Source organism: Streptomyces sp. bgisy100 (assembly GCF_057709105.1).
The window spans coordinates 23,598-42,453 of the sequence record NZ_JBYITE010000039.1; the positions used below are offsets into that span (position 1 = coordinate 23,598).

Sequence of the window (18,856 nt, forward strand, 5' to 3'; positions counted from 1 at the left end):
CGCACCGGGTGAGGATGCGCCTCGCGACGACGGCGACGGCCGGCGGCTGCGCGCTGCTGCTGGCCGCCGCGACGCTCTCCGGATGCGGACTGACCAGCGGCAGCCCGCTGGTGGACGATGTGCTGCCCGGCTCGGTGGGGCAGGGGCGTCCGCTGGAGGGGGCCAAGCTGACCGTCACCTCCAAGCAGTTCACCGAGCAGATCATCCTGGGCCAGATGATGGGCCTGGCCTTCAAGGCGGCGGGCGCGGAGGTGCTCGACCGCACCAACATCCAGGGGTCGATCGGCGCCCGGGAGGCCGTCAAGTCGGGCGCGGCGGACGGGATGTACGAGTACACGGGCACGGCGTGGATCACCTATCTCGGCCACACGACGCCGATCGTGGACCCGTACAAGCAGTGGGTGGCCGTCCGCGACGAGGACCGGAGGAACGGCATCACCTGGCTGCCGCCCGCGCCGCTGGACAACACCTACGCGCTGGCCGCCAACCCGGCGAACGCCAAGAAGTACCGCCTCCGGACGCTGTCCGACGTGGCGCGGCTGACGAAGACCGACCCGGGGGCGGCCACGCTGTGCGTGGAGAGCGAGTTCGCGGTCCGCGACGACGGGCTGCCGGGCCTGCAGAAGAAGTACGGCTTCACGATCCCGCCCGGGAACATCAAGAAGATGGACAGCGGCATCGTCTACACCCAGGTCTCGAAGGGCGCCGCGTGCACCCTGGGCGAGGTCTTCACCACCGACGGCCGCATCCCGGAGCTCAACCTGACGGTGCTGGACGACAACAAGCACTTCTTCCCCAACTACAACGCGGCACCGGAGATCAACACGGACGCCTTCCGGAAGCACCCGGAGATCGCCGACGTCCTCGACCCGATCAGCAAGCGGCTGACGACGCGGGTCGCCCAGCAGCTGAACGCGAAGGTGGACGTGGGCGGCGAGGACCCGCACGACGTGGCGCTGGACTGGCTGGTGCAGGAGGGGTTCATCAAGGAGGGGTGACCGGGCGGGAGCCGACGTCGGACGCGGGACGCCTTCTCGGGCGACGGCCGGCACCGACCGCCCCGCGCCGAGCGGGTCAGCAGCTCGGGACCCGGCCGCCGGTGTTCAGGGCCTGCAGCGAATCGACGGCGCCGTCGAGCGTGGTGACGGGGATCAGGCGAAGCCCCTTCGGCAGGCCGGACTTCGCGTCGGAGCACTCCGCCTTCGGGACCAGGAAAACGGTCGCGCCGTCCCGCCGGGCCGCCTGGGTCTTCAGCGGTACGCCGCCGACCGCGCCCACCGTGCCGTCCTCGGTGATGGTGCCGGTCCCGGCGATCGTACGGCCGCCCGTGAGGTCGCCGCCCCGGCCGTCGCCGTCCAGCTTGTCGATGATGCCGAGGGAGAACAGCAGCCCCGCGCTCGGCCCGCCGACGTCCGCGAGCCGCAGGGTGACCTTGACGTCGTCGGGCGAGCGGTGGAGCCGGCGCAGCGCGGCGTCGGTGGCGGAGCCCTGGGACTTCCGCATCTCCTGCACGTTGTGCTTCTCGATCTGCTGGGTGCTCTCGCCGACCGGGTAGACCGCTTCGCGCGGCAGCACCTCGCGGTCCGTGTCGAACCAGCCGTCGACCACGTCCCCCAGGCCGACCTGCGCGTCCGGGCCCGTCGCGGCGATCGTCGTCATCCGCAGCTGCCCCGTCGTCTTCCGGGTCTCGGCACCCGAAACGGTGATCACCGGCTTGCCCTTGTTGCTGCCGAGCACATCCGCGGTCATGCCCGGCTGCGCGATCGAGAACGGCAGGGGGGCGAACGCGGCCACGGCGAACAGCGCGGTCACGGGCAGGGCGCAGACAGCGAGGAGCCGGGAGCGGGGAGAGACGGCTGGCATGGGAACGAATCTAGTTCACCGGAGGCGCGGACGTCGCAGGGGGCGGCTCCGGGCCCGGCGACGGCGCAGCCACCGCCCCGGGCCGGCCGGCGTGGTGGACGGACCGCCGCGAGCCCGCGGCCGGGGCCGGGGGCCGACGCGGTCCCCGAGGCGACAACCGGGACGGGCACGCCGGGACGGCACGTCGGGACGGCACGTCGGGACGCGCCCTCCGGCGGTCCGCCCGCGGACCCCGCCCGGCACGGTCACCACTGCGCCCCGGCCCGGTGTGCGCAGCGCCCCGGCGCGGTCAGCCCAGGGCAGCCCGGTCACCACGCGCCTCGGCCGGGTAAGTGCGGCGCTCGCCCCGGTCAGCGCAGCGCTTCCGACACCTCCCGGGCCGCCTCCATCACCCGCGGGCCGACCCGTTCCGGTACGGAGTCGGCGAGCATGACCACGCCCACGCTGCCCTCCACACCCGTCACCCCCAGCAGAGGGGCGGCGGCGCCGCTCGCGCCCGCCTCCAGCTCGCCGTGGGTGAGCTCGAAGCCGGGGTCGGCGCCCGGGTTCCGCCGGGCGGCGAGGATCGCCCGGCCCGCGGCTCCGCGGTCCAGCGCGTGCCGGAATCCGGCCCGGTAGGCCACGTGGTAGTCGGTCCAGGTCGGCTCGACGACCGCGACGGCCAGGGCCTCGGTGCCGTCGACGAGGGTCAGGTGGGCGGTGGCCCCGATGTCCTCCGCGAGCGAGCGCAGCGCGGGCAGCGCGGCCTCCCGCACCAGGGGATGCACCTGGCGCCCCAGCCGCAGCACCCCCAGTCCGACCCGGGCACGCCCGCCGAGGTCCCGGCGGACGAGTGCGTGCTGCTCGAGGGTGGCGAGCAGTCGGTAGACGACGGTCCGGTTGACCCCGAGCTTGTTGGACAGCTCGGTCACGGTCAGCCCGTGGTCGGTATCGGCCAGCAGCTTGAGGACCCGCAGTCCCCGGTCGAGCGTTTGAGACGTCTCCGCGGTCACGACGCCCCCTCCTCGTCTGAGTGACGGGCGGCGCTCTCCCGCGGTGGGTGGCCCTGCCGGTCCCAGCGGCAGCGCACGGAGAGGCCGCCGGTCGCATGGCACCGGCTGCGCTCCGCGGCGGCGTTGCCACGGGGCGTGTGGGGTAGACCGGAACGCTAGCGAGCGGTCCCGCTGAGCGGAAGAGTCCGTCCAGAATCCGGGCATATCACGGTCGGTTTACGCGCATTGCGGACCGCTCCGGACCGGGAATCGGGCCCGAGACCGACCGCTGAGCGCCTGGTGACGACCGGTCGGAGCAGCTGCTTCCGCGCCCCGGTCGCCCCTCCGGGGGCGTCCGGGACTCCCCCGCCCCGCCGATTCGGTCACCGCCACAACCTCTGGACACCAGCCGGCCGGCCGCTGCCGCGGAGCGCCGGGCGGCCCCCGACTCACGAGCGACCGGCCGGCGGCCACCGGCCCTCACCGCACGAGCGGCCGACGCGTCGACATCAACGCCCGCAGACTGGCGCCCGACGACCGGCGGCCGACGACCGCCCCTCGTCGCCACAGCCGAACGCCGACCAGCGACCAGCAGCCGTCAGCCGCTCACCGCATCCGCGTCGCCCACTCCTGGACCTTCTTGATCCGCTCCCGGATCTGCCCCGCCGTCGCCTCCGCGCTCGGCGGCCCGCCGCACACCCGGCGCAGCTCGGTGTGGATCACCCCGTGCGGCTTGCCGCTCTGGTGCACATAGGCGCCGACCAGGTTGTTCAGCTGCTTGCGGAGCTCCAGCATCTCCTTGTGGCTGACGATCGGCCGCCGCTCCGCCGGGAGCTCCAGCAGATCGGCTTCCTCGTCGGGCTTCTTCCGGCTGTGCTGGATCTGCCGGGCCTGCCGCTTCTGCAGCAGCATCTGCACCTGATCGGGTTCGAGGAGGCCCGGAATGCCCAGGTAGTCCTGTTCCTCCTCGCTGCCCGGGTGGGCCTGCATGCCGAACTCGGCGCCGTCGTAGAGCACCCGGTCGAACACCGCGTCGGACTCCAGCGCCTCGAACGGCAGCGCGTCCTGCTCGCCGGTGTCCTCGTCCTGCTGCTTCTCGGCCTCGGCGAGTTCCTTCTCGGACTCCGCGTACGGGTCCTCCTCGCCCTCCTTCTTCGGCTTGTCCAGGACGTGGTCGCGCTCGACCTCCATCTCGTTGGCGAAGCCGAGCAGCATCGGAATGGTGGGCAGGAAGACGGACGCCGTCTCACCGCGCCGCCGGGACCGCACGAAACGGCCCACCGCCTGGGCGAAGAAGAGCGGTGTGGAGATGGTCGTGGCGTAGACGCCGACCGCCAGCCGCGGCACGTCCACCCCCTCCGACACCATCCGGACCGCGACCATCCACCGGTCCTCGGACGCGCTGAAGTCGTCGATGCGCTGCGAGGCGCCATTGTCGTCGGAGAGGACGACGGTCGGCCCCTTGCCGGTGATCTCGCGGATCAGCTTCGCGTAGGCGCGCGCGGAGTCCTGGTCGGAGGCGATGACCAGCCCGCCCGCGTCCGGGATCGCCTTGCGGACCTCGGTCAGCCGGTGGTCCGCGGCCTTCAGCACATTCGGCATCCACTCGCCGCGCGGGTCCAGGGCGGTGCGCCAGGCCTGGGACACCGCGTCCTTGGTCATCGGCTCGCCGAGCCGGGCGGCGACCTCGTCGCCCGCCTTCGTCCGCCAGCGCATGTTGCCGCTGTAGGAGAGGAAGATGACCGGGCGGACGACGCCGTCGCCGAGCGCGTTGCCGTAGCCGTAGGTGTAGTCGGCGGAGGAGCGGCGGATGCCGTCGTTGCCCTCCTCGTACTGCACGAACGGGATGGGGTTGGTGTCGGACCGGAACGGCGTGCCGGTGAGCGCGAGCCGCCGGGTCGCCGGGTCGAACGCCTCGAGGCACGCCTCGCCCCAGGACTTGGAGTCACCGGCGTGGTGGATCTCGTCCAGGATGACCAGCGTCTTGCGCTGTTCGCAGCGGTTGCGGTGCAGCATGGGCCGCACGCCGACACCCGCGTAGGTCACCGCGACGCCGTGGTACTCACGGCCCAGCGGCCCCGCGCTGTACTCCGGGTCGAGCTTGATGCCTATCCGGGCCGCCGCCTCCGCCCACTGCTTCTTCAGATGCTCGGTCGGCGCGACCACGGTCACCTGCTGCACGACGTGGTGGTGCAGCAGCCAGGAGGCGAGGGTCAGCGCGAACGTGGTCTTGCCCGCGCCGGGTGTCGCCACCGCGAGGAAGTCCCGCGGCTGCTTCTCGATGTACTGGTCCATCGCGCCCTGCTGCCAGGCACGCAGCTTGTTGGCCGTACCCCAGGGGGCGCGGCCGGGGAAGGCGGGCGAGAGATGGTGGTTGGCGGTGGTGGTAGTCACGGTCTCCGTCGGGCTGGCTCGGCGATCGGGAACCGCGTCAGCCTACCGGTGCCGGGGGCGCGCTCCGCGGGTGCGCCCCACGGCTGCCCCGGGGTGGGATCCACCTCACATCCGCGTCCGTCGGCCCCGGCCGGAACTCGTCCCGAAAAGCACGCCGAAAGCCTCGGGAAGCTGCCGGAAGCCGCCGCAGAACGTTCCGAACCCGCCCGGAGAACGCCCGGACCGGGCCCCGCGCTCCCCGGCCACGGGTCACCGGCCATCGGCCCCGCTCAGCCCGCCCGTTCGGGCGCGGGCCGCAGTCGCGTGGTGATGTACGCGGCGACGAGGGCCACCGCCGCCATCGCCAGATACACCGCGGCGAACGCCGCGGGGCGGCCCGTACCGGCACCGGCACCGGCCGCTCCGGACACCGCGTGCGCCCCCGCCGTGACCGATCCCCCGCCGAGCCCGACGAAGACCACGCCGCTGAGTCCGACCAGGGTGATCGACCCCAGCGCGTCGGAGACCTGGAGGGAGGCGGAGTTGCTGCCCGCCTCCTCCGGGCGGGACAGTTCCAGCAGCAGCACACTCGCGCTGGAGATCGTCAGGCCCATGCCGAAGCCGCCGGCCATCCAGCAGACGGCCACCGTCCAGGCCGGCACCGATGCGGCGAGGGCGAGCGCGCAACCGGCGATGGAGAGGGCCATCAGCGTCGTGCCCAGCGTCATGAGCCGCTCCCGGTGGGGCTCCATCCGGCTCCTGGCCTGGACGTACGAGCCGAGCGCCCAGGTCAGCCCGCCGCCGGTGAGGGAGAGCCCGGCCTGGGTGGGCGTCAGTCCGCGCTGGGTGACGAGCATCAGCGGAACGAACGTTTCCGCGCCGAGGAAGGACCCGGCCGCCACCCCGCGCAGCAGGATCACCGCGGGCAGCCCGCGCGCCGCCCGGAACGTACCGCGCGGCAACAGCCGGCGGATGCCCGGGACGACCAGCAGCAGCCCGGCGGCCGCCGCGGCCACCGCGACCGGGCCCACGCCGCCGGACGGCACGGCCTGCGCCGCGTACTGCAGCAGGCCGGCGCCCGCCGCGACGGCGAGGGCGAAGAGGATACGGCGGCGGTCCACGGCCGGGGTGCGGTCCCCGGCGGGGAGCCCCCGCAGGGCGGGCAGCATCACGGCGAGCGGCAGCAGGATCAGCGCCGGAATAGCGAGGAACACCCAGCGCCAGCCGAACTGTTCGGTGACGGTACCGGCGACGAGGGGGCCGACGATGACGGGCAGCACCCAGGCGGCGCTGAACGAGGCCAGCACGGCCGGGCGCAGCCGGTCCGGGTAGGCCCGGCCCACCACCACGTACAGGGCGACGATCACCAGCCCGCCCCCGGCCCCCTGGACGCACCGGCCCGCGACCAGGGTCCACATGGTCTGCGCCGCACCGGCGAGCACCAGCCCGGTGCCGAAGGCCACGATCCCGGTGAACAGCGGGACGAGCGGGCCCCGGCGGTCGCACCACTCACCGGAGAGGACCATGGTGAAGAGGCTGGCGGTGAAGTAGCCGGAGAAGGCGTACGCGTAGAGGGCGATGCCGTCCAGGTCGTGGGCGGCGACGGGCAGGGCCGTGTTGAGCGCGCTGGCCTCGAAGGCGATCAGCGAGACCACGGAGATGATGCCCAGGGTGAGCGCCCGGAAGCGCCTCCCGAGGACGGTCTCGTCCAGGCCGGGGCCGCGGTCCGGGCCGGGGCTGCGGTCCGGGCCGGGGCTGCGGTCCGGGGCGGTACTTCCCTCCGGGACGGGGCTTCCGTCCGGCGCCCCGGAACCGGGAACGCCGGTGCCCTCGGCGGCACCGGCGGAATCGGCCACTGTGTCGTTCCCCTGGTCGAATGCGGTCATTGCGCCAGCGTAGGAGCGCCCTGACGGTCCGACACCTGGCGCGGGACGGTGATCGGGTCGGTCTTCGGTCCTAGGCCACGGAGGAGGCCGCAGTGACCGAGGGGGATAGGTCGCGGTGGCCGACGGGGGATAGGTCGCGGTGGCCGGGGGAGGCAGCCGCGGTGACCACAGCAGAAGCCGCAGCCCATGCCGAGGCCACGGAAGCCCCCTCCGGCCGCGGCCCGCCCTCCGTACCGGGCCGCGGCCGTGGCCGTCGGCGCGCCGTCCACCCGCACGCACCGGTCCCAGGGGGCGTCGGGTGGTTCCGTCCGCCCCTCAGGTGGTGAGCAGCACCCCCGCGTACGACACCCCCGCCACCACCACCCAGGAGCACAGGCCCAGCGCGGCGACCCGGCCTCCGGTCCGGGCCAGCGTGGGCAGGTGGACCGCGCTGCCCAGCGCGAACAGCGCGGTGGCCAGCAGGAGTTCCTGGGCGATCTGCGCCGCGTCGAGCACGGAGACCGGCACTCCCCCGGTGCTGCGCAGGGCCACCATCGCCAGGAAGCCCAGCACGAACAGCGGCACCAGCGCCGGACGGCGTCCCTCCGTACGGCCGGCCGCCGCCTTGCCGCGCCGCCGGATATGCACGGCCACGCCGGCGACGAGCGGCGCGAGCATGGCCACCCGCATCAGCTTGACCAGGACCGCCTCGCCCAGCGCCCCGGGGCCGGCGGCCTGGGCGGTCGCCACGACCTGCCCGACGTCGTGCACCCCCGCACCGACCCAGCGGCCGAACTGCGGATCGCTCAGCCCGAGCGGGTACTGGAGCAGCGGCAGCACGGCGATGGCGAGGGTGCCGCAGAGCGTCACCAGGGCCACCGAGGTCGCGACGTCCTCCTTGTCGCTGTCGGACACCTCGCTCACCGCGCCGATGGCCGACGCGCCGCAGATCGAGTAGCCGGTGGCCACCAGCAGGGGCTGGTCGCCCCGCAGGCCCATCCGGCGGCCGAGCCACAGGGTGCCGAAGAAGGTGGCGGCCACCACGGCGAGGACCATCGCCACGGTCGCCCAGCCCAGCCCGAGCACGTCGTTCAGGCTCAGCTTGAGCCCCAGCAGCACGATGCCGAGCCGCATCAGGCGCTTCCCCGCCAGCGACAGCCCCGGCTTGGCCACGCCGCGCACCAGTCCGCGCAGTCCGGGCAGATGGGCGGCGGCGATGCCCAGCACGATCGCCGCGGTCAGCAGCGGTACGGCCGGGACCAGCCGGTGGACGGCCCAGGCCGCCGCCGTGCCGAGACAGGCGAGCGCGAGCCCGGTGGCCTTGGGGTGAGCGACGACGGTCGCGACGGGAGCCGGACCCGGACCGGCAGTGGGGCGTTCCCTCAGGAGTGCCACTACTGGTCGTCCTCCGGGAGGTCGTAGACCCGGCGGACGCTGGAGCCCAGCCGGCTGATGTCCGCGCCGTAGACGTGGATCGAGATCGCCGCGTCCGTACCGGCGTTCCACACCCGGTGGATGTCGCCGGGCGGCGCGAAGCCGCACACCTCGCCCTGCGGGTTCACCACGTCCTGGATGGGGACGAGCCGCGCCGACGTGCCGTCGGGCACCAGCCGGTAGCGGCGCTCGCTCTCCTCGCCCTCGTGCACACCGGCGACGCACCAGGCCACATGGTCGTGGATACAGGTGCGCTGCCCGGGCAGCCAGACGATCCCGACGACCGAGAAGCTGCCGTCCGCCTCGGCGTGCAGCAGATGCGAACGGTAGGTCTCGGAGTCGCCCTGCCGCTGGTCCTCGGTGAGCAGGTCGGGCGCCCCCATGTGCGGCCGCAGCGCCTCGGAGACGAGATGGGCCGTCAACTCGGGGGGCAGGCCGCGCCCGACGGCCTCCCGCACGTCCTCCACGAGTCGGTGCAGCCGGGCCGTGCCACGGACGGGGACGGCGGCGGGCCGTTCGGTGGCCGGTGTCCGGGCCGTGGAGGCGGTCCGGCCGGTGGTCGTCCGGTCGGCGGTCGAACGGTCGGCGGTCGAACGGTCGGGGGTCGTCCGGTCGGTGGCGGTGCGGGCAGCGGTCGCAGGGGTCATACACGCAGCGTCAGGCTGCCCGACCCATCACGTCCAACGACGATTTATACGCCTGACCCCAACGTCTGCTTATACCGGGCTCAGCAGCCGACGCGCGCCTGTGCCACCGCCTTCAGCTGGTCGAGGACCAGGGCGGTGGCCGGAATCCGCAGATGCTCGCGGAGCACGTACGCCGACACCTGCCGACGGGTGTGCGGCTCCACCGCACGCCCCGTCACCTTGGTGTGGCAGAGGAACGACAGCACCAGCGCCGGCATCATCGCGACACCCACCCCGGCCGCTACCAGGCTCTGCACCACGAGGTTGTCGTCGGTGGTGAACGCGATGTCCGGGGCGAACCCCTCCTCCGCGCACGCGTGCAGGAAGTTGGCCCGGCAGCGCAGACAGCCCGCGATCCAGCGCTCGTCCCGCAGGTCCGCCAGGTGCACCGACTTGCGGCGGGCCAGCGGATGGCCGGCGGGCAGCAGGACCGTCAGCAGGTCCTCCATCAGCGGGACCTCGACCAGGTCCTCCGGCACGTCGTCGTGCAGGCCGGGGTAGCTGAACGCCAGCGTGATGTCGCACTCGCCGCGCACCAGCTGCCGCAGCGAATCCGGCGGTTCCCCCTCCAGCAGCTCCACCCGCACCCCGGGATGCTCCGCGGAGAGCCGCGCCATGGCCTCCGGTATGAGGGTGGCGCTGGCGCTGGGGAACGCACAGACCCGCACCCGCCCCGAGCGCAGCCGGGTGATGGCGTTCATCTGCTCCTGAGCCGCGGAGATGCTGTCCAGGATGACGCCGGAGTGCCGGGCCATCGCCTCACCGGCCTCGGTCAGCCGCACGCCCCGGCCCGCGCGGGTGAACAGCGGGGTGCCCACCGATCGCTCCAGCGCCTTCATCTGCTGGGTGATCGCGGGCTGGGTGTAGCCGAGAGAACGAGCCGCCGCGGAGTACGACCCCGTCCTGACCACTTCGTGAAACGTCTTGATGTGCCGCGATTCGAACACACGGAAATCATAAGCGGATTTTGGGATCGCAGAAGAATCCGCATCCGATGCTTTTCAGCCGCCCTCCCCGCCCGGGGCCGACAACAGGGACCGGCGACACCACAGCGCGGCACCCCCGCATCCGGACGTATGCCGTCGCAGATCGGGCACCCTGATGCGTATGCCGCACTTCCGCTCGTACGACGACACCGAACTCTCCTACCGGGTGCTCGACGCCCGCGACGGCAGCGCCGCGCCCCCGCTGATCTGCCTGGCCGGCGGGCCCGCCCGGGACGCCGCCTACCTCGGGAGCCTCGGCGGACTCGACGGCCACCGACCGCTCGTCCTGCCCGATGCCCGCGGCACCGGCGACTCCCCCACCGCGGCCGACGCCTCCGACTACGCCTTCCCGCGGCTGGCCGAGGACGTCGAGGCGCTGCGCGAACACCTCGGGCTGGAACGGTTCGCCCTGCTCGCCCACGACGCGGGCACGGCCACGGCCCAGGCGTACGCCGCCGCCCACGGTGAGCGCCTCAGCCACCTGGTCCTGCTCAACCCCGGCGCCCGGCTGCAGGGCGAACTCCCCGACGACGCCCGGGAGATCTTCGAGTCCCGGCGGGACGAACCCTGGTGGCCGGATGCCGCCGCCGCACTGCGGCAGCTCGCCGAGGTCTCCGATCTCGACGAGGTGCGCGAGCTGCTGCTGCGGGTCGCGCCCATGGCCTACGCGCGCTGGGACGAGGCCCAGCAGTCGCACGCCCACGCGGAGGCCGGACAGCTCAACCCGGTCCCCCGGGCCGGCTTCTGGCAGGGCGTCGACGAGTCCGCCCGGCGGGCGATGCTGACCCGGCTGCCCGAGCTGGACCGCCCGGTCCTGGTGGTCACCGGCGACCTGGACGCGGTGACCGGCCTGCGGGCGGGCGAGCTGGTCGCGGAGTCCTTCCGCCACGCCACCCTGCGCGTCCTCCCCGGGGTGGGCCACTACCCCTGGGTGGACGAACCGGAGACGCTGCGCCCCCTGGTGGAGGAGTTCCTCACGACACCCGGGGCGTGAGGCCGGGGGTGGGGGCCCGGGGAGGCTGCAGGGACGGGAGGGCGGAGACTGCCTGACGCGGGGCGAAGACGGGCCCCTGCCGGACCGACTGTGAACGGCACATGGCAGTCGTATGGCACCGTGCGCCGCCCCATTGAGCGCCCCACTCCAGCACCGTACGGTCGTCATCAACAGCCCAACACGGCCGTGTGCCCGAGTGGTTCAGGGACTCGCCTGCAAAGCGAGTTACGCGGGTTCGATTCCCGCCACGGCCTCTCATGCTCCGACCAGGAGCGACGGATGGGGTGGTCCCGAGAGGGACCACCCCATCGCTGTTCGTCCGGGTTTCCGTCGTGGTCGGCCGGCGCGCGTGCCCCGGCCGCGCCCCCGTCGTCGGCCGGCTGATCCGCCTCGGGCTTCCGAGCCGGCCCACGGCCTGTCGGGCATCGGTGCGCACCACGTCCGACCATGCGCTGATACCGGGCAGCGCATGGCTGTGGGCGCCCCATGAATCCCATCACAACGCTCGGGCACCCCGAGGATCACCGGACTATTGCGGCGATGTGGCGAGCATCGTGCTCACGTGTGCACCGCCGCTGTCAGGTCACTGCCAGAGCTGCGACTTATTATCTGCCTTGCAGGTAAGGGCTCGGACGGCGCCACCGTCGACGGCAAGGCACTTGCCCGTGCCGACGTTCTTGAGTACCCAGCCACCGCTCTTCTTCTGCTCGTACCACCTCTGGTTCTTGTTGCGGCTGGCAGCACAATTGTTGCTGTAAACCCTGCCGCCGGCGTTAGCGGTGAGGCACCTGGTCCCCGAACTGCCTCGCTCCATCTCGGCATAGCTGCCGCCCTGCTGTATCACGTCGTACCAGTTCTTCTTCCCACAAGCGCCCAGCTTGGCGTTCATGGTGTGCCCGTCGTAGGTGAGGCACTTACCGGCCTTCTTGCTCTTCCAGTCGACAGCACCGTCAGCCGCCGCCGGACCGGCCGCTGCCAGTCCGATTGCAGGAAGTGCGACGGCGGCAAGGGCGAAGTGAAGCACCTTCGACTTCTTCACAAACAAATTACTGCCTTCCGCATGCGTGTGACGTGGTGGGTACGCGGCCGACGGTCAATCGGCAGTCCCACGACCCAGCCCACACGCTACGAGGCCACCGCCCGGATTTCGTCGGCAGAGAGTGCACACTTGACTTGGCAATGCGTGCGCTCGTCCCACGGTGTCAACAGCATGCCGGCTTACTTCTCCCCGTGGACAAGGTGCAGTTCGGGGCCGTGGAGCCCTGAATTCGCGCGATGACTTCCCTATGCCGATTCATGCGCATGCTCACGCTCAGCCGACGCCGGTTCCGGCCGGTCCTGGCATCCTGCTCACAGAGCAAGCGCCATCGGTCCACTGTGCGCCAAGAAGCGCTTCGCAGACTGCGAATCATGCCTGTCATGCCGTCGAGGAGCTGCGCGCGTCCCTTCGCTCCGGATGAACGAACATCATGAGTTCGTTCCACAAAGGGCGCACCTCGGCGTTCGCCGCTCCAAGGTGCGCCACCCCGCCTGCTCTACTGCGGCGCCGCCGCCACCGCCGCCTGGGGGCGGATCGGGAGGCGGTTCACCGGGCGCCCGGTGGCCGCCCGTACCGCCGCCGCCACCGCGGCCGGGGCCGTGACCACCGGTACCGCGCTCGCCGCCTTCGCGCCGAACGGTGCCACCACGTCCCGCTCCTCGATCAGTTCGACGATCCGGATCTCCGGGGCGTCCAGCGAGGTGGGAAGGGCGTAGCCGGTGAGGTCCGGGTGGCGGACGACGCCGCGCGAGGTGCGCAGGTTCTCGGTCAGCGCCGCGCCCACGCCCTGGGTGATGCCCGCCTCGATCCGGGCCGCCAGCTGGCGCGGGTTGAGCACCCGGCCGACGTCCTGGGCCACGGCCATCTCCACGACGCGCACCGAGCCCAGCTCGATGTCCACGTCCACCACCGCCCGGATGGCGGCGAAGGCCATGCCGACGAACGCGTCGCCCTGGCCCGTCTCGTCCAGCGGCTCGGTCGGGTGCGGGCGGCACTGCGCGGTGGCCCACAGCTCCTTGCCGTCCAGCGTCTCCGCGACCGTGGTGCTGAGCACCCCGTCGTAGGAGGTGATCTTGCCGTCGGCGATGGTCAGGAGCTCGGTGGACATGCCGAACTTGTGGGCCAGCGGCTGCAGCAGCTGGGTGCGGACCATCTTCGCCGCGCGCTCGACCGCACCGCCCGACACCCAGGTGTGCCGGCCGTGACAGGCCGGGCCGGCCGGCGGCTGGTCGGTGTCGACGGAGGCGACGTGCACCTCCTCGATGCCCAGCACCTCCTGGACGATCTGCCGGGCGAGGGTGGTGAAGCCCTGGCCGGTCTCGACGGCCGCGCAGATCACGGTCGCCTCACCGCCGTTGACCTTCACCGTCGCGGTGGAGACCTCGTCGGTCCCCTCCGCGCCCAGCATGTGCACCATCCCCAGGGCGTAGCCGACGCCGCGCCGCACCGCGCCCGGCTCGCCCGCGCCCTCGGGGCCGCCCGGCAGGAGCCAGTCCTCCTCGGGGGCGTCCTTGGGCAGGGCGGGCAGCTCGGCGTCCCGTACCGCTTCGAGGAGTTCGGCCACCGGGGCGGGGCAGGTCACGGTCTGGCCGGTGGGCAGCAGGTCGCCGGTGGCCAGGACGTTCCGGAGCCGCAGCTCGACGGGGTCCATGCCCAGCTTGGCGGCGAGCTTGTCCATCTGGCCCTCGTACGCGGCGCACACCTGCAGGGCGCCCTCACCGCGGACGTGGCCGGACGGCGGGTTGTTGGTGCGCACGGCCCACCCCTCGACGAACGCGTGCGGCACCACGTACGGGCCGGCCGCGAAGGCGACCGCCGCGGCCAGCGACTCGGACGAGTCGTCGGCGTAGGCGCCCGCGTCGAGCAGGATCTGGGCCTCCACCTTGACGAGCCGGCCGTCGGCGTCGGCGTGGTGGCGGTAGCGCAGCAGCGTGGGGTGCCGGTGGGCGTGGCCGAGGAAGGACTCCTCGCGGGTCGCGGCGAGTTTCACCGGGCGGCCGGTGCGCAGCGCGAGCAGCCCCAGCGGCAGTTGCATGCCCGGGTCCTCGCGGTCGCCCATCGCGCCGGGCACGCCGGTGACGACGACCTTCACCCGGTCCCGGTCGAGTCCGAAGCAGGCGGCGGCGAGGTCGCGGTCGGTGTGCGGGTCGGTGGAGGCGGTGTAGATCTCGACGCCGCCGTCCGGGCGCGGCACCGCGAGTCCGGCCTCGGCGCCGATCGGTGCCGGGTCCTGGCGCCCGATCCGGTACAGGCCCTCGACGACGACCTCGCCGTTCACGTCCGGGTCGCCGTAGCGCAGCGGGATGTGCCGGACCAGATTGCCGTCGGGGTGCAGCGGTTCGGCGGAGAACGCGCGCTCCGGGTCGGTGACCGGCTCCAGGACCTCGTACTCGACGGCGATGGCCGCGGCGGCGAGGCGCGCGGTGTCGGGGTGGTCGGCGGCGACGGCGGCGATCGGCTCGCCGTGGTGCCGGACCAGGTCCTTGGCGAAGACCGGCCGGTCGGCGATCTTCCGGCCGTGGCAGGCGTCGCCGGGCACGTCCTCGTGGGTGACGACGGCGTGCACGCCCGGCATCTCCGCGGCGCCCGAGGTGTCGATGCCGACGATGCGGGCGTGCGGGTGCGGGGACCGGAGCACGGCGGCCCACAGCAGGCCCTCCGCCCACAGGTCGGCCGCGTACGGGAAGGTGCCCGCGGTCTTGGCGAGCGCGTCGGCGGGCGGGAGGGACGCTCCGATGCCGTGCGCCGGGGTTTCGGGGGGCACCGGGGTGCCGCCGGCCGGTGTCGCGGTGGCCGCGTCGGGACCGGTCATCACGCTGCCTTTCCGCTGCCGCTGAAGGTCTGCTGGGGGCGGGCCGCCGCGCCGGGCGGAACGGTGGGGTCACCGGCCGCGGCGCGCGCGGGCCGGGTGAGCCCGGGGGCGGGGTTCCGCAGGCGGGCGCGCGGGGGGATCACGCGGGGCCTCCCGTCGAGGGGCCAAGGGCCCCACCGAACGGGCCCGTCTGGCGGGGGATCCGGGTGGTGTCGGTGTCGGCCGACGGGCCGGGCAGGGTGCGTTCCGCGGCCCCGTCGGCCGGGCCTGCCGCCTCCGCCGCCTCGATCCGGTTCTCGACGACCTCGCGGACCGCGTCCAGGACGCCCCGGTAGCCGGAGCAGCGGCACAGGTTGCCGCAGATCGCCTGCCGGGTCTCCAGCTCGGTCGGCGCGTGGTTGCCCTCGAGCAGGTCGTGCACGGTCATGGCCAGGCCGGGCACGCAGAAGCCGCACTGCACGGCGCCCTTGGCGGCGAGCGCGCGCTGCACGTCGGAGGCCGCGCCGTCGGTGGCCAGCCCCTCGACGGTGCGGATCTCGGAGCCCGCGGCGGTCGCGGCGGGCACCAGGCAGGAGGCGACCAGCCGGCCGTCCACCTGCACGGAGCACGCCCCGCACTCGCCCTGCGAGCAGCCGTCCTTGGCCCCGGCGAGGCCGAGCCGCTCCCGCAGGACGTAGAGCAGCGACTCGCCGATCCACGCCTCGGTGACGGGCCGGTCGGTGCCGTTGACCGTCAACAGGTAGGAGGCGTGCGGGTGTTCGCTGTGCGGGTCGTACGCCGCGGGCTCGTCCTGCGGTGCCGCGTCGGGTCCGGCGGCGTCGGGCGCGGCCGGGTGGTCCGGGTCGCCCGCTCCGGCCGGGCCGTCGGCGGCCGCCACGGAGTCACCACCGGCAGCCGGCGCGCCACCGGGAACCGGCGCGCCGTCGACCGGTGCCGCGCCGGAAGCCGGAGCGACGTCGTCGGAGACCGGAGCGGCATCGGAGAGGAGCGCGGCATCGGAGACCCGTGCGGCGCCGGGAACCCGGGTGCCGTCGGGCACGGTGTCGCCCGGACCGGCCGGAGCGCGCCCGGCGGCCGGGTTCGCGGACCCGTGGCCCGCAGCGGCGTCCTCGGCGTCGCGGTCCCCCGGCACGGCGGTGTCCGCGGTGGCCCCGGCGTCCGTCGGCCGTGCGGCAGGTGCGTCGGCGGGCGCCACATCGTGGGTGGAGTCCGGGACGCGGGTGTCGGGTGCGTGCGTGTCCGGGGCGTGGGCGTCCGGTGCGTGGGTCGAGTGCGGGGCGTGGCCCGCGTCTGGGCTGTGACCCGTGCCCGGTACGTGCGCCGAGTCCGGGGCATGCGTGGGCTCCGGGGTGTGACCGGCGGCCGGGTCGTGCCCGGGAGCCGGTGCGTGCCCGGGAGCCGAGTCGTGCCCGGGAGCCGAGTCGTGCCCGGGAGCCGGTGCGTCGGCCCGCGGGGCGGCGTCGGCGTGCTCCGGGTGGCCCGGGGCGGGCCGGTGGCCGCCGTCGGCGTCCGGCCACGGGGCGCCGACCGGCAGCCCGCTGCCGTACGAACCGCCGGAGGGCACGTCGGTGCCGAACCCGTTGCGCTGGCCCGGCAGTTCCACCTGCGGGGCGGTCGGCCAGGCGTCACCCGCGCGGGGCTCCGGCGGCCTCGGCCCGGCCGGCGCGCCGGTGCCGGGCCCCGCGGGGGCCGTGCCGCGCGCCTCCCAGTAGGCGCTGCCGTGGTCGTCGTACGGACGGCCGCCGTCGTCCGGGGACCCGGGCGCGTCCGGCCCGGGGACCGGGCCGTCCGCGGTGCCGCCGTCGGGACGGTAGGGGCCCGCGGCGTCCCGGTCCGCCGGGTCCGCGTCACGGGGAACGGTCCAGTGACCGGTGTCCCGGCCGCCGGTGTTCCAGTGCCCGGAGGCGCCGTCCGGCGCCCCGGGGTACTGCCCGGGGGAAGCGGGGTGCTGCCCGGGGGAAGCGGGGTGCTGCCCGGGGGAAGCGGGGTGCTGCCCGGGGGAAGCGGCGCCCGGGTGCGGCGCCCCGTGCTGCCCCTGGGGTGGGTAGTGCCACGGGGCGTCCGGCGCGGGGGCGGTGTCACCGCGCTCCGCGTCCCACCGGGTGCCGCTCGCGGCACCGGGGACGTGCCACTGGCCGGTGCCGCCCGCGCCGTCGGAGTCCCGGAGCAGGTACTCGCCGGACTCGTCCGGGATGTCGTCGGCGGCCGGGGGGACCGTCCACGGCCCCGCGGATCCCTCGGCGTTCGGACCGGTCCAGCCGGTGCCGTGCGGCGTGCCGTGCGGGGGCCGCTCCTCGCCGGGCGCGGGCCAGTGGCTCTCCGGGGCCGGCTGGTGCGGTGCGGCGCCGTCGCCGAAGGGCATCGTCCACTGCCCGGCGCCGGGGTCGGCGTGCGGCGCCGGGTGCGTGGGCGCGCCGGAGTCACCAACGGCCGCCCCGGGCGTTATCGGCGGGGGGACGTAGCCATGGCCGGGCGCCGCCAGCGGGTCGCTGCCCGGGGGCATGTCGATCATGTCGAGGAGGCCCTCCGGCAGTTGCACGAACGCCGTGGCCTCGATGTCGTACTCGCCCTGCGGCAGCGGCTGCCAGCCCTGCTGCGGGTCGGGGTCGTGCGGCTGCCCCGGCTGCCGCTGCTCCTCGGAACTCATGCGAGAGCCCTCCCCAGTGCTCGGCGGGCCAGTGCCGCCACCGTACGACGCAGATGCAGCACTCCCGGCGGCAGCGCAGGGGGGTCCGAGCCGTCCGCCGCCGGCGGCGGGTCGGGGATGCAGGCCGCGGCGACGTACTCGCCGAACGCCGTGCAGGCCTCGGGGGCCAGCGCGCGGTCGCCGTCCCAGTCGATGAGCCCGGCGACCCAGCGCTCGGCCTCCAGCGGGCGCAGCGGCATCGGGGCGACCGCACCCACCGCGCAGCGCACCCCGCGGCGGGCGGGGTCCAGTACGACGGCGACGGAGGCGGTGGCCCGGCCCGGCCCGGTGCGGCCGGTCGCCTTGAGGAAGGTCTGCGGGGCGTGCAGCAGCGGCACCCGGACGAAGCCGACGAGCTCGGCGGGGCCGAGCATCTCCATCCCGGCGAGCAGATGGCTGACCGGGATCTCCCGCCGCGCGCGCTCCGGCCCCGCGATGATCAGCGTGGCCTCCAGGGCCGCGAGCACGGGCAGGGCGTCACCGGTCGGGGCGGCGGAGACGATGTTGCCGCCGAGGGTTCCGGCGTTGCGGATCTGCGGCGGACCGGCGGCGCGGGCCGCGGCGGCCAGCCCCGGGATCAGCGCCGCGAAGTCCGGGCGGCCCATGCGGGCGTGGGTGAGTCCGGCGCCGAGCAGCGCGTGTCCGTCCTGGTACTGCCAGCCGCGGATCTCGCTGATCCGGCCGAGGCCGACCAGGGCCGCGGGGCGCAGCAGACCGGAGTTGACGGCCGCCATCAGGTCGGTGCCGCCCGCGACGGGTACGGCGGCGGGCATGGCGGACAGCGCCGCGACGGCCTCGTCCAGCGAGACCGGCAACGTCACCGTCTGCGCCGCATGCGGTGCGTGCGTGGTCAACCCAGCTGCCCCTTCCCGGTGTCCCGCCTGTTCGCCGTACGGTACGTGCTCACAGCCCGGACGTGGCAACTCTGGCACATGTTCACCGGTCCCCGACGCGAGGGTCCGCGAAGGGCGGTTCCGTACCGACCTGACCAATGGTCCGATTTCTTCCCCTGTCACCCGTGCGTGCGCATTGCCATCTTCGGGGAACCTTGTACGAATTCCGCCGCGGCGGAGACAACGGTCCCAGGGGTCCGGCGCGCGGACGGCCACCTTCCGCTCCGGCTCACACGATCGGGGGCGCCCCCTCG

14 protein-coding genes and 1 tRNA gene are annotated in these 18,856 nt (G+C 74.1%); 3 read left to right on the forward strand and 12 right to left on the reverse strand.

Annotated features, from left to right (window positions below; genetic code table 11):
* Positions 1 to 14 precede the first annotated feature (14 nt).
* The gene (locus AC3EQ1_RS23190) at positions 15 to 998 is read left to right on the forward strand and encodes a glycine betaine ABC transporter substrate-binding protein (RefSeq protein ID WP_432096294.1); all 984 of its coding nucleotides are present in this window, start codon (positions 15 to 17) and stop codon (positions 996 to 998) included.
* 76 nt (positions 999 to 1,074) lie between these two features.
* On the opposite strand, the gene AC3EQ1_RS23195 is transcribed toward AC3EQ1_RS23190, so the two are convergent.
* The 7 genes from AC3EQ1_RS23195 to AC3EQ1_RS23225 all read right to left on the reverse strand — a co-directional run bounded on the left by AC3EQ1_RS23195 (position 1,075) and on the right by AC3EQ1_RS23225 (position 10,139).
* Positions 1,075 to 1,863 (reverse strand): YlbL family protein, encoded by a 789-nt coding sequence (locus AC3EQ1_RS23195; RefSeq protein ID WP_432096267.1) that lies wholly within the window; start codon positions 1,861 to 1,863, stop codon positions 1,075 to 1,077.
* Positions 1,864 to 2,213: 350 nt separating this feature from the next.
* On the reverse strand, positions 2,214 to 2,855 hold the full coding sequence (locus AC3EQ1_RS23200; protein ID WP_432096268.1) for an IclR family transcriptional regulator: 642 nt from the start codon (positions 2,853 to 2,855) through the stop codon (positions 2,214 to 2,216).
* 585 nt (positions 2,856 to 3,440) lie between these two features.
* Positions 3,441 to 5,228 (reverse strand): DEAD/DEAH box helicase, encoded by a 1,788-nt coding sequence (locus tag AC3EQ1_RS23205; RefSeq protein ID WP_432096269.1) that lies wholly within the window; start codon positions 5,226 to 5,228, stop codon positions 3,441 to 3,443.
* A 269-nt stretch (positions 5,229 to 5,497) separates the two neighbouring features.
* Positions 5,498 to 7,093: an MFS transporter gene (locus AC3EQ1_RS23210; RefSeq protein ID WP_432096270.1), complete on the reverse strand. Its 1,596-nt coding sequence runs from the start codon at positions 7,091 to 7,093 to the stop codon at positions 5,498 to 5,500.
* Positions 7,094 to 7,408: 315 nt separating this feature from the next.
* A complete protein-coding gene (locus AC3EQ1_RS23215) occupies positions 7,409 to 8,467 on the reverse strand; it encodes a YeiH family protein (RefSeq protein ID WP_432096271.1) in 1,059 nt (352 codons plus the stop codon).
* Positions 8,467 to 9,153, reverse strand: coding sequence for a cysteine dioxygenase family protein (locus tag AC3EQ1_RS23220; protein ID WP_432096272.1), 687 nt, complete (start codon positions 9,151 to 9,153; stop codon positions 8,467 to 8,469). Before AC3EQ1_RS23220 ends, AC3EQ1_RS23215 begins: the two co-directional genes overlap by 1 nt.
* An 80-nt stretch (positions 9,154 to 9,233) precedes the next feature.
* Complete coding sequence (locus tag AC3EQ1_RS23225) at positions 9,234 to 10,139, reverse strand: LysR family transcriptional regulator (RefSeq protein ID WP_432096273.1); 906 nt, start codon at positions 10,137 to 10,139, stop codon at positions 9,234 to 9,236.
* Positions 10,140 to 10,299: 160 nt separating this feature from the next.
* Here AC3EQ1_RS23225 and AC3EQ1_RS23230 point away from each other — a divergent pair, with 160 nt between their 5' ends.
* Both AC3EQ1_RS23230 and AC3EQ1_RS23235 read left to right on the forward strand, forming a co-directional pair.
* A complete protein-coding gene (locus AC3EQ1_RS23230; RefSeq protein WP_432096274.1) occupies positions 10,300 to 11,172 on the forward strand; it encodes an alpha/beta fold hydrolase in 873 nt (290 codons plus the stop codon).
* 182 nt (positions 11,173 to 11,354) lie between these two features.
* A tRNA-Cys gene (locus AC3EQ1_RS23235) sits at positions 11,355 to 11,426 on the forward strand.
* A 329-nt stretch (positions 11,427 to 11,755) separates the two neighbouring features.
* Here the strand turns inward: AC3EQ1_RS23235 and AC3EQ1_RS23240 are convergent.
* From AC3EQ1_RS23240 to AC3EQ1_RS23260, 5 genes are all read right to left on the reverse strand, one after another.
* The gene (locus AC3EQ1_RS23240; protein WP_432096275.1) at positions 11,756 to 12,211 is read right to left on the reverse strand and encodes an RICIN domain-containing protein; all 456 of its coding nucleotides are present in this window, start codon (positions 12,209 to 12,211) and stop codon (positions 11,756 to 11,758) included.
* Positions 12,212 to 12,707: 496 nt separating this feature from the next.
* Complete coding sequence (locus tag AC3EQ1_RS23245) at positions 12,708 to 15,023, reverse strand: xanthine dehydrogenase family protein molybdopterin-binding subunit (RefSeq protein ID WP_432096276.1); 2,316 nt, start codon at positions 15,021 to 15,023, stop codon at positions 12,708 to 12,710.
* Complete coding sequence (locus AC3EQ1_RS23250) at positions 15,023 to 15,166, reverse strand: hypothetical protein (protein WP_432096277.1); 144 nt, start codon at positions 15,164 to 15,166, stop codon at positions 15,023 to 15,025. Before AC3EQ1_RS23250 ends, AC3EQ1_RS23245 begins: the two co-directional genes overlap by 1 nt.
* Positions 15,163 to 17,670: a 2Fe-2S iron-sulfur cluster-binding protein gene (locus AC3EQ1_RS23255; RefSeq protein WP_432096278.1), complete on the reverse strand. Its 2,508-nt coding sequence runs from the start codon at positions 17,668 to 17,670 to the stop codon at positions 15,163 to 15,165. The genes AC3EQ1_RS23250 and AC3EQ1_RS23255 overlap by 4 nt, the downstream gene beginning before the upstream one ends.
* A complete protein-coding gene (locus tag AC3EQ1_RS23260) occupies positions 17,667 to 18,563 on the reverse strand; it encodes an FAD binding domain-containing protein (protein ID WP_351512687.1) in 897 nt (298 codons plus the stop codon). The genes AC3EQ1_RS23255 and AC3EQ1_RS23260 overlap by 4 nt, the downstream gene beginning before the upstream one ends.
* Positions 18,564 to 18,856: the final 293 nt, after the last annotated feature.

Excerpts from the sequence above, each read along its gene's own strand:
- AC3EQ1_RS23190 (WP_432096294.1), top strand. The coding sequence starts at position 15 with ATGCGCCTCGCGACGACGGCGACGGCCGGCGGCTGCGCGCTGCTGCTG.
- AC3EQ1_RS23195 (WP_432096267.1), bottom strand. The coding sequence starts at position 1,863 with ATGCCAGCCGTCTCTCCCCGCTCCCGGCTCCTCGCTGTCTGCGCCCTG.
- AC3EQ1_RS23210 (WP_432096270.1), bottom strand. The coding sequence starts at position 7,093 with ATGACCGCATTCGACCAGGGGAACGACACAGTGGCCGATTCCGCCGGT.
- AC3EQ1_RS23220 (WP_432096272.1), bottom strand. The coding sequence starts at position 9,153 with ATGACCCCTGCGACCGCTGCCCGCACCGCCACCGACCGGACGACCCCC.
- AC3EQ1_RS23230 (WP_432096274.1), top strand. The coding sequence starts at position 10,300 with ATGCCGCACTTCCGCTCGTACGACGACACCGAACTCTCCTACCGGGTG.
- AC3EQ1_RS23245 (WP_432096276.1), bottom strand. The coding sequence starts at position 15,023 with ATGACCGGTCCCGACGCGGCCACCGCGACACCGGCCGGCGGCACCCCG.
- AC3EQ1_RS23255 (WP_432096278.1), bottom strand. The coding sequence starts at position 17,670 with ATGAGTTCCGAGGAGCAGCGGCAGCCGGGGCAGCCGCACGACCCCGAC.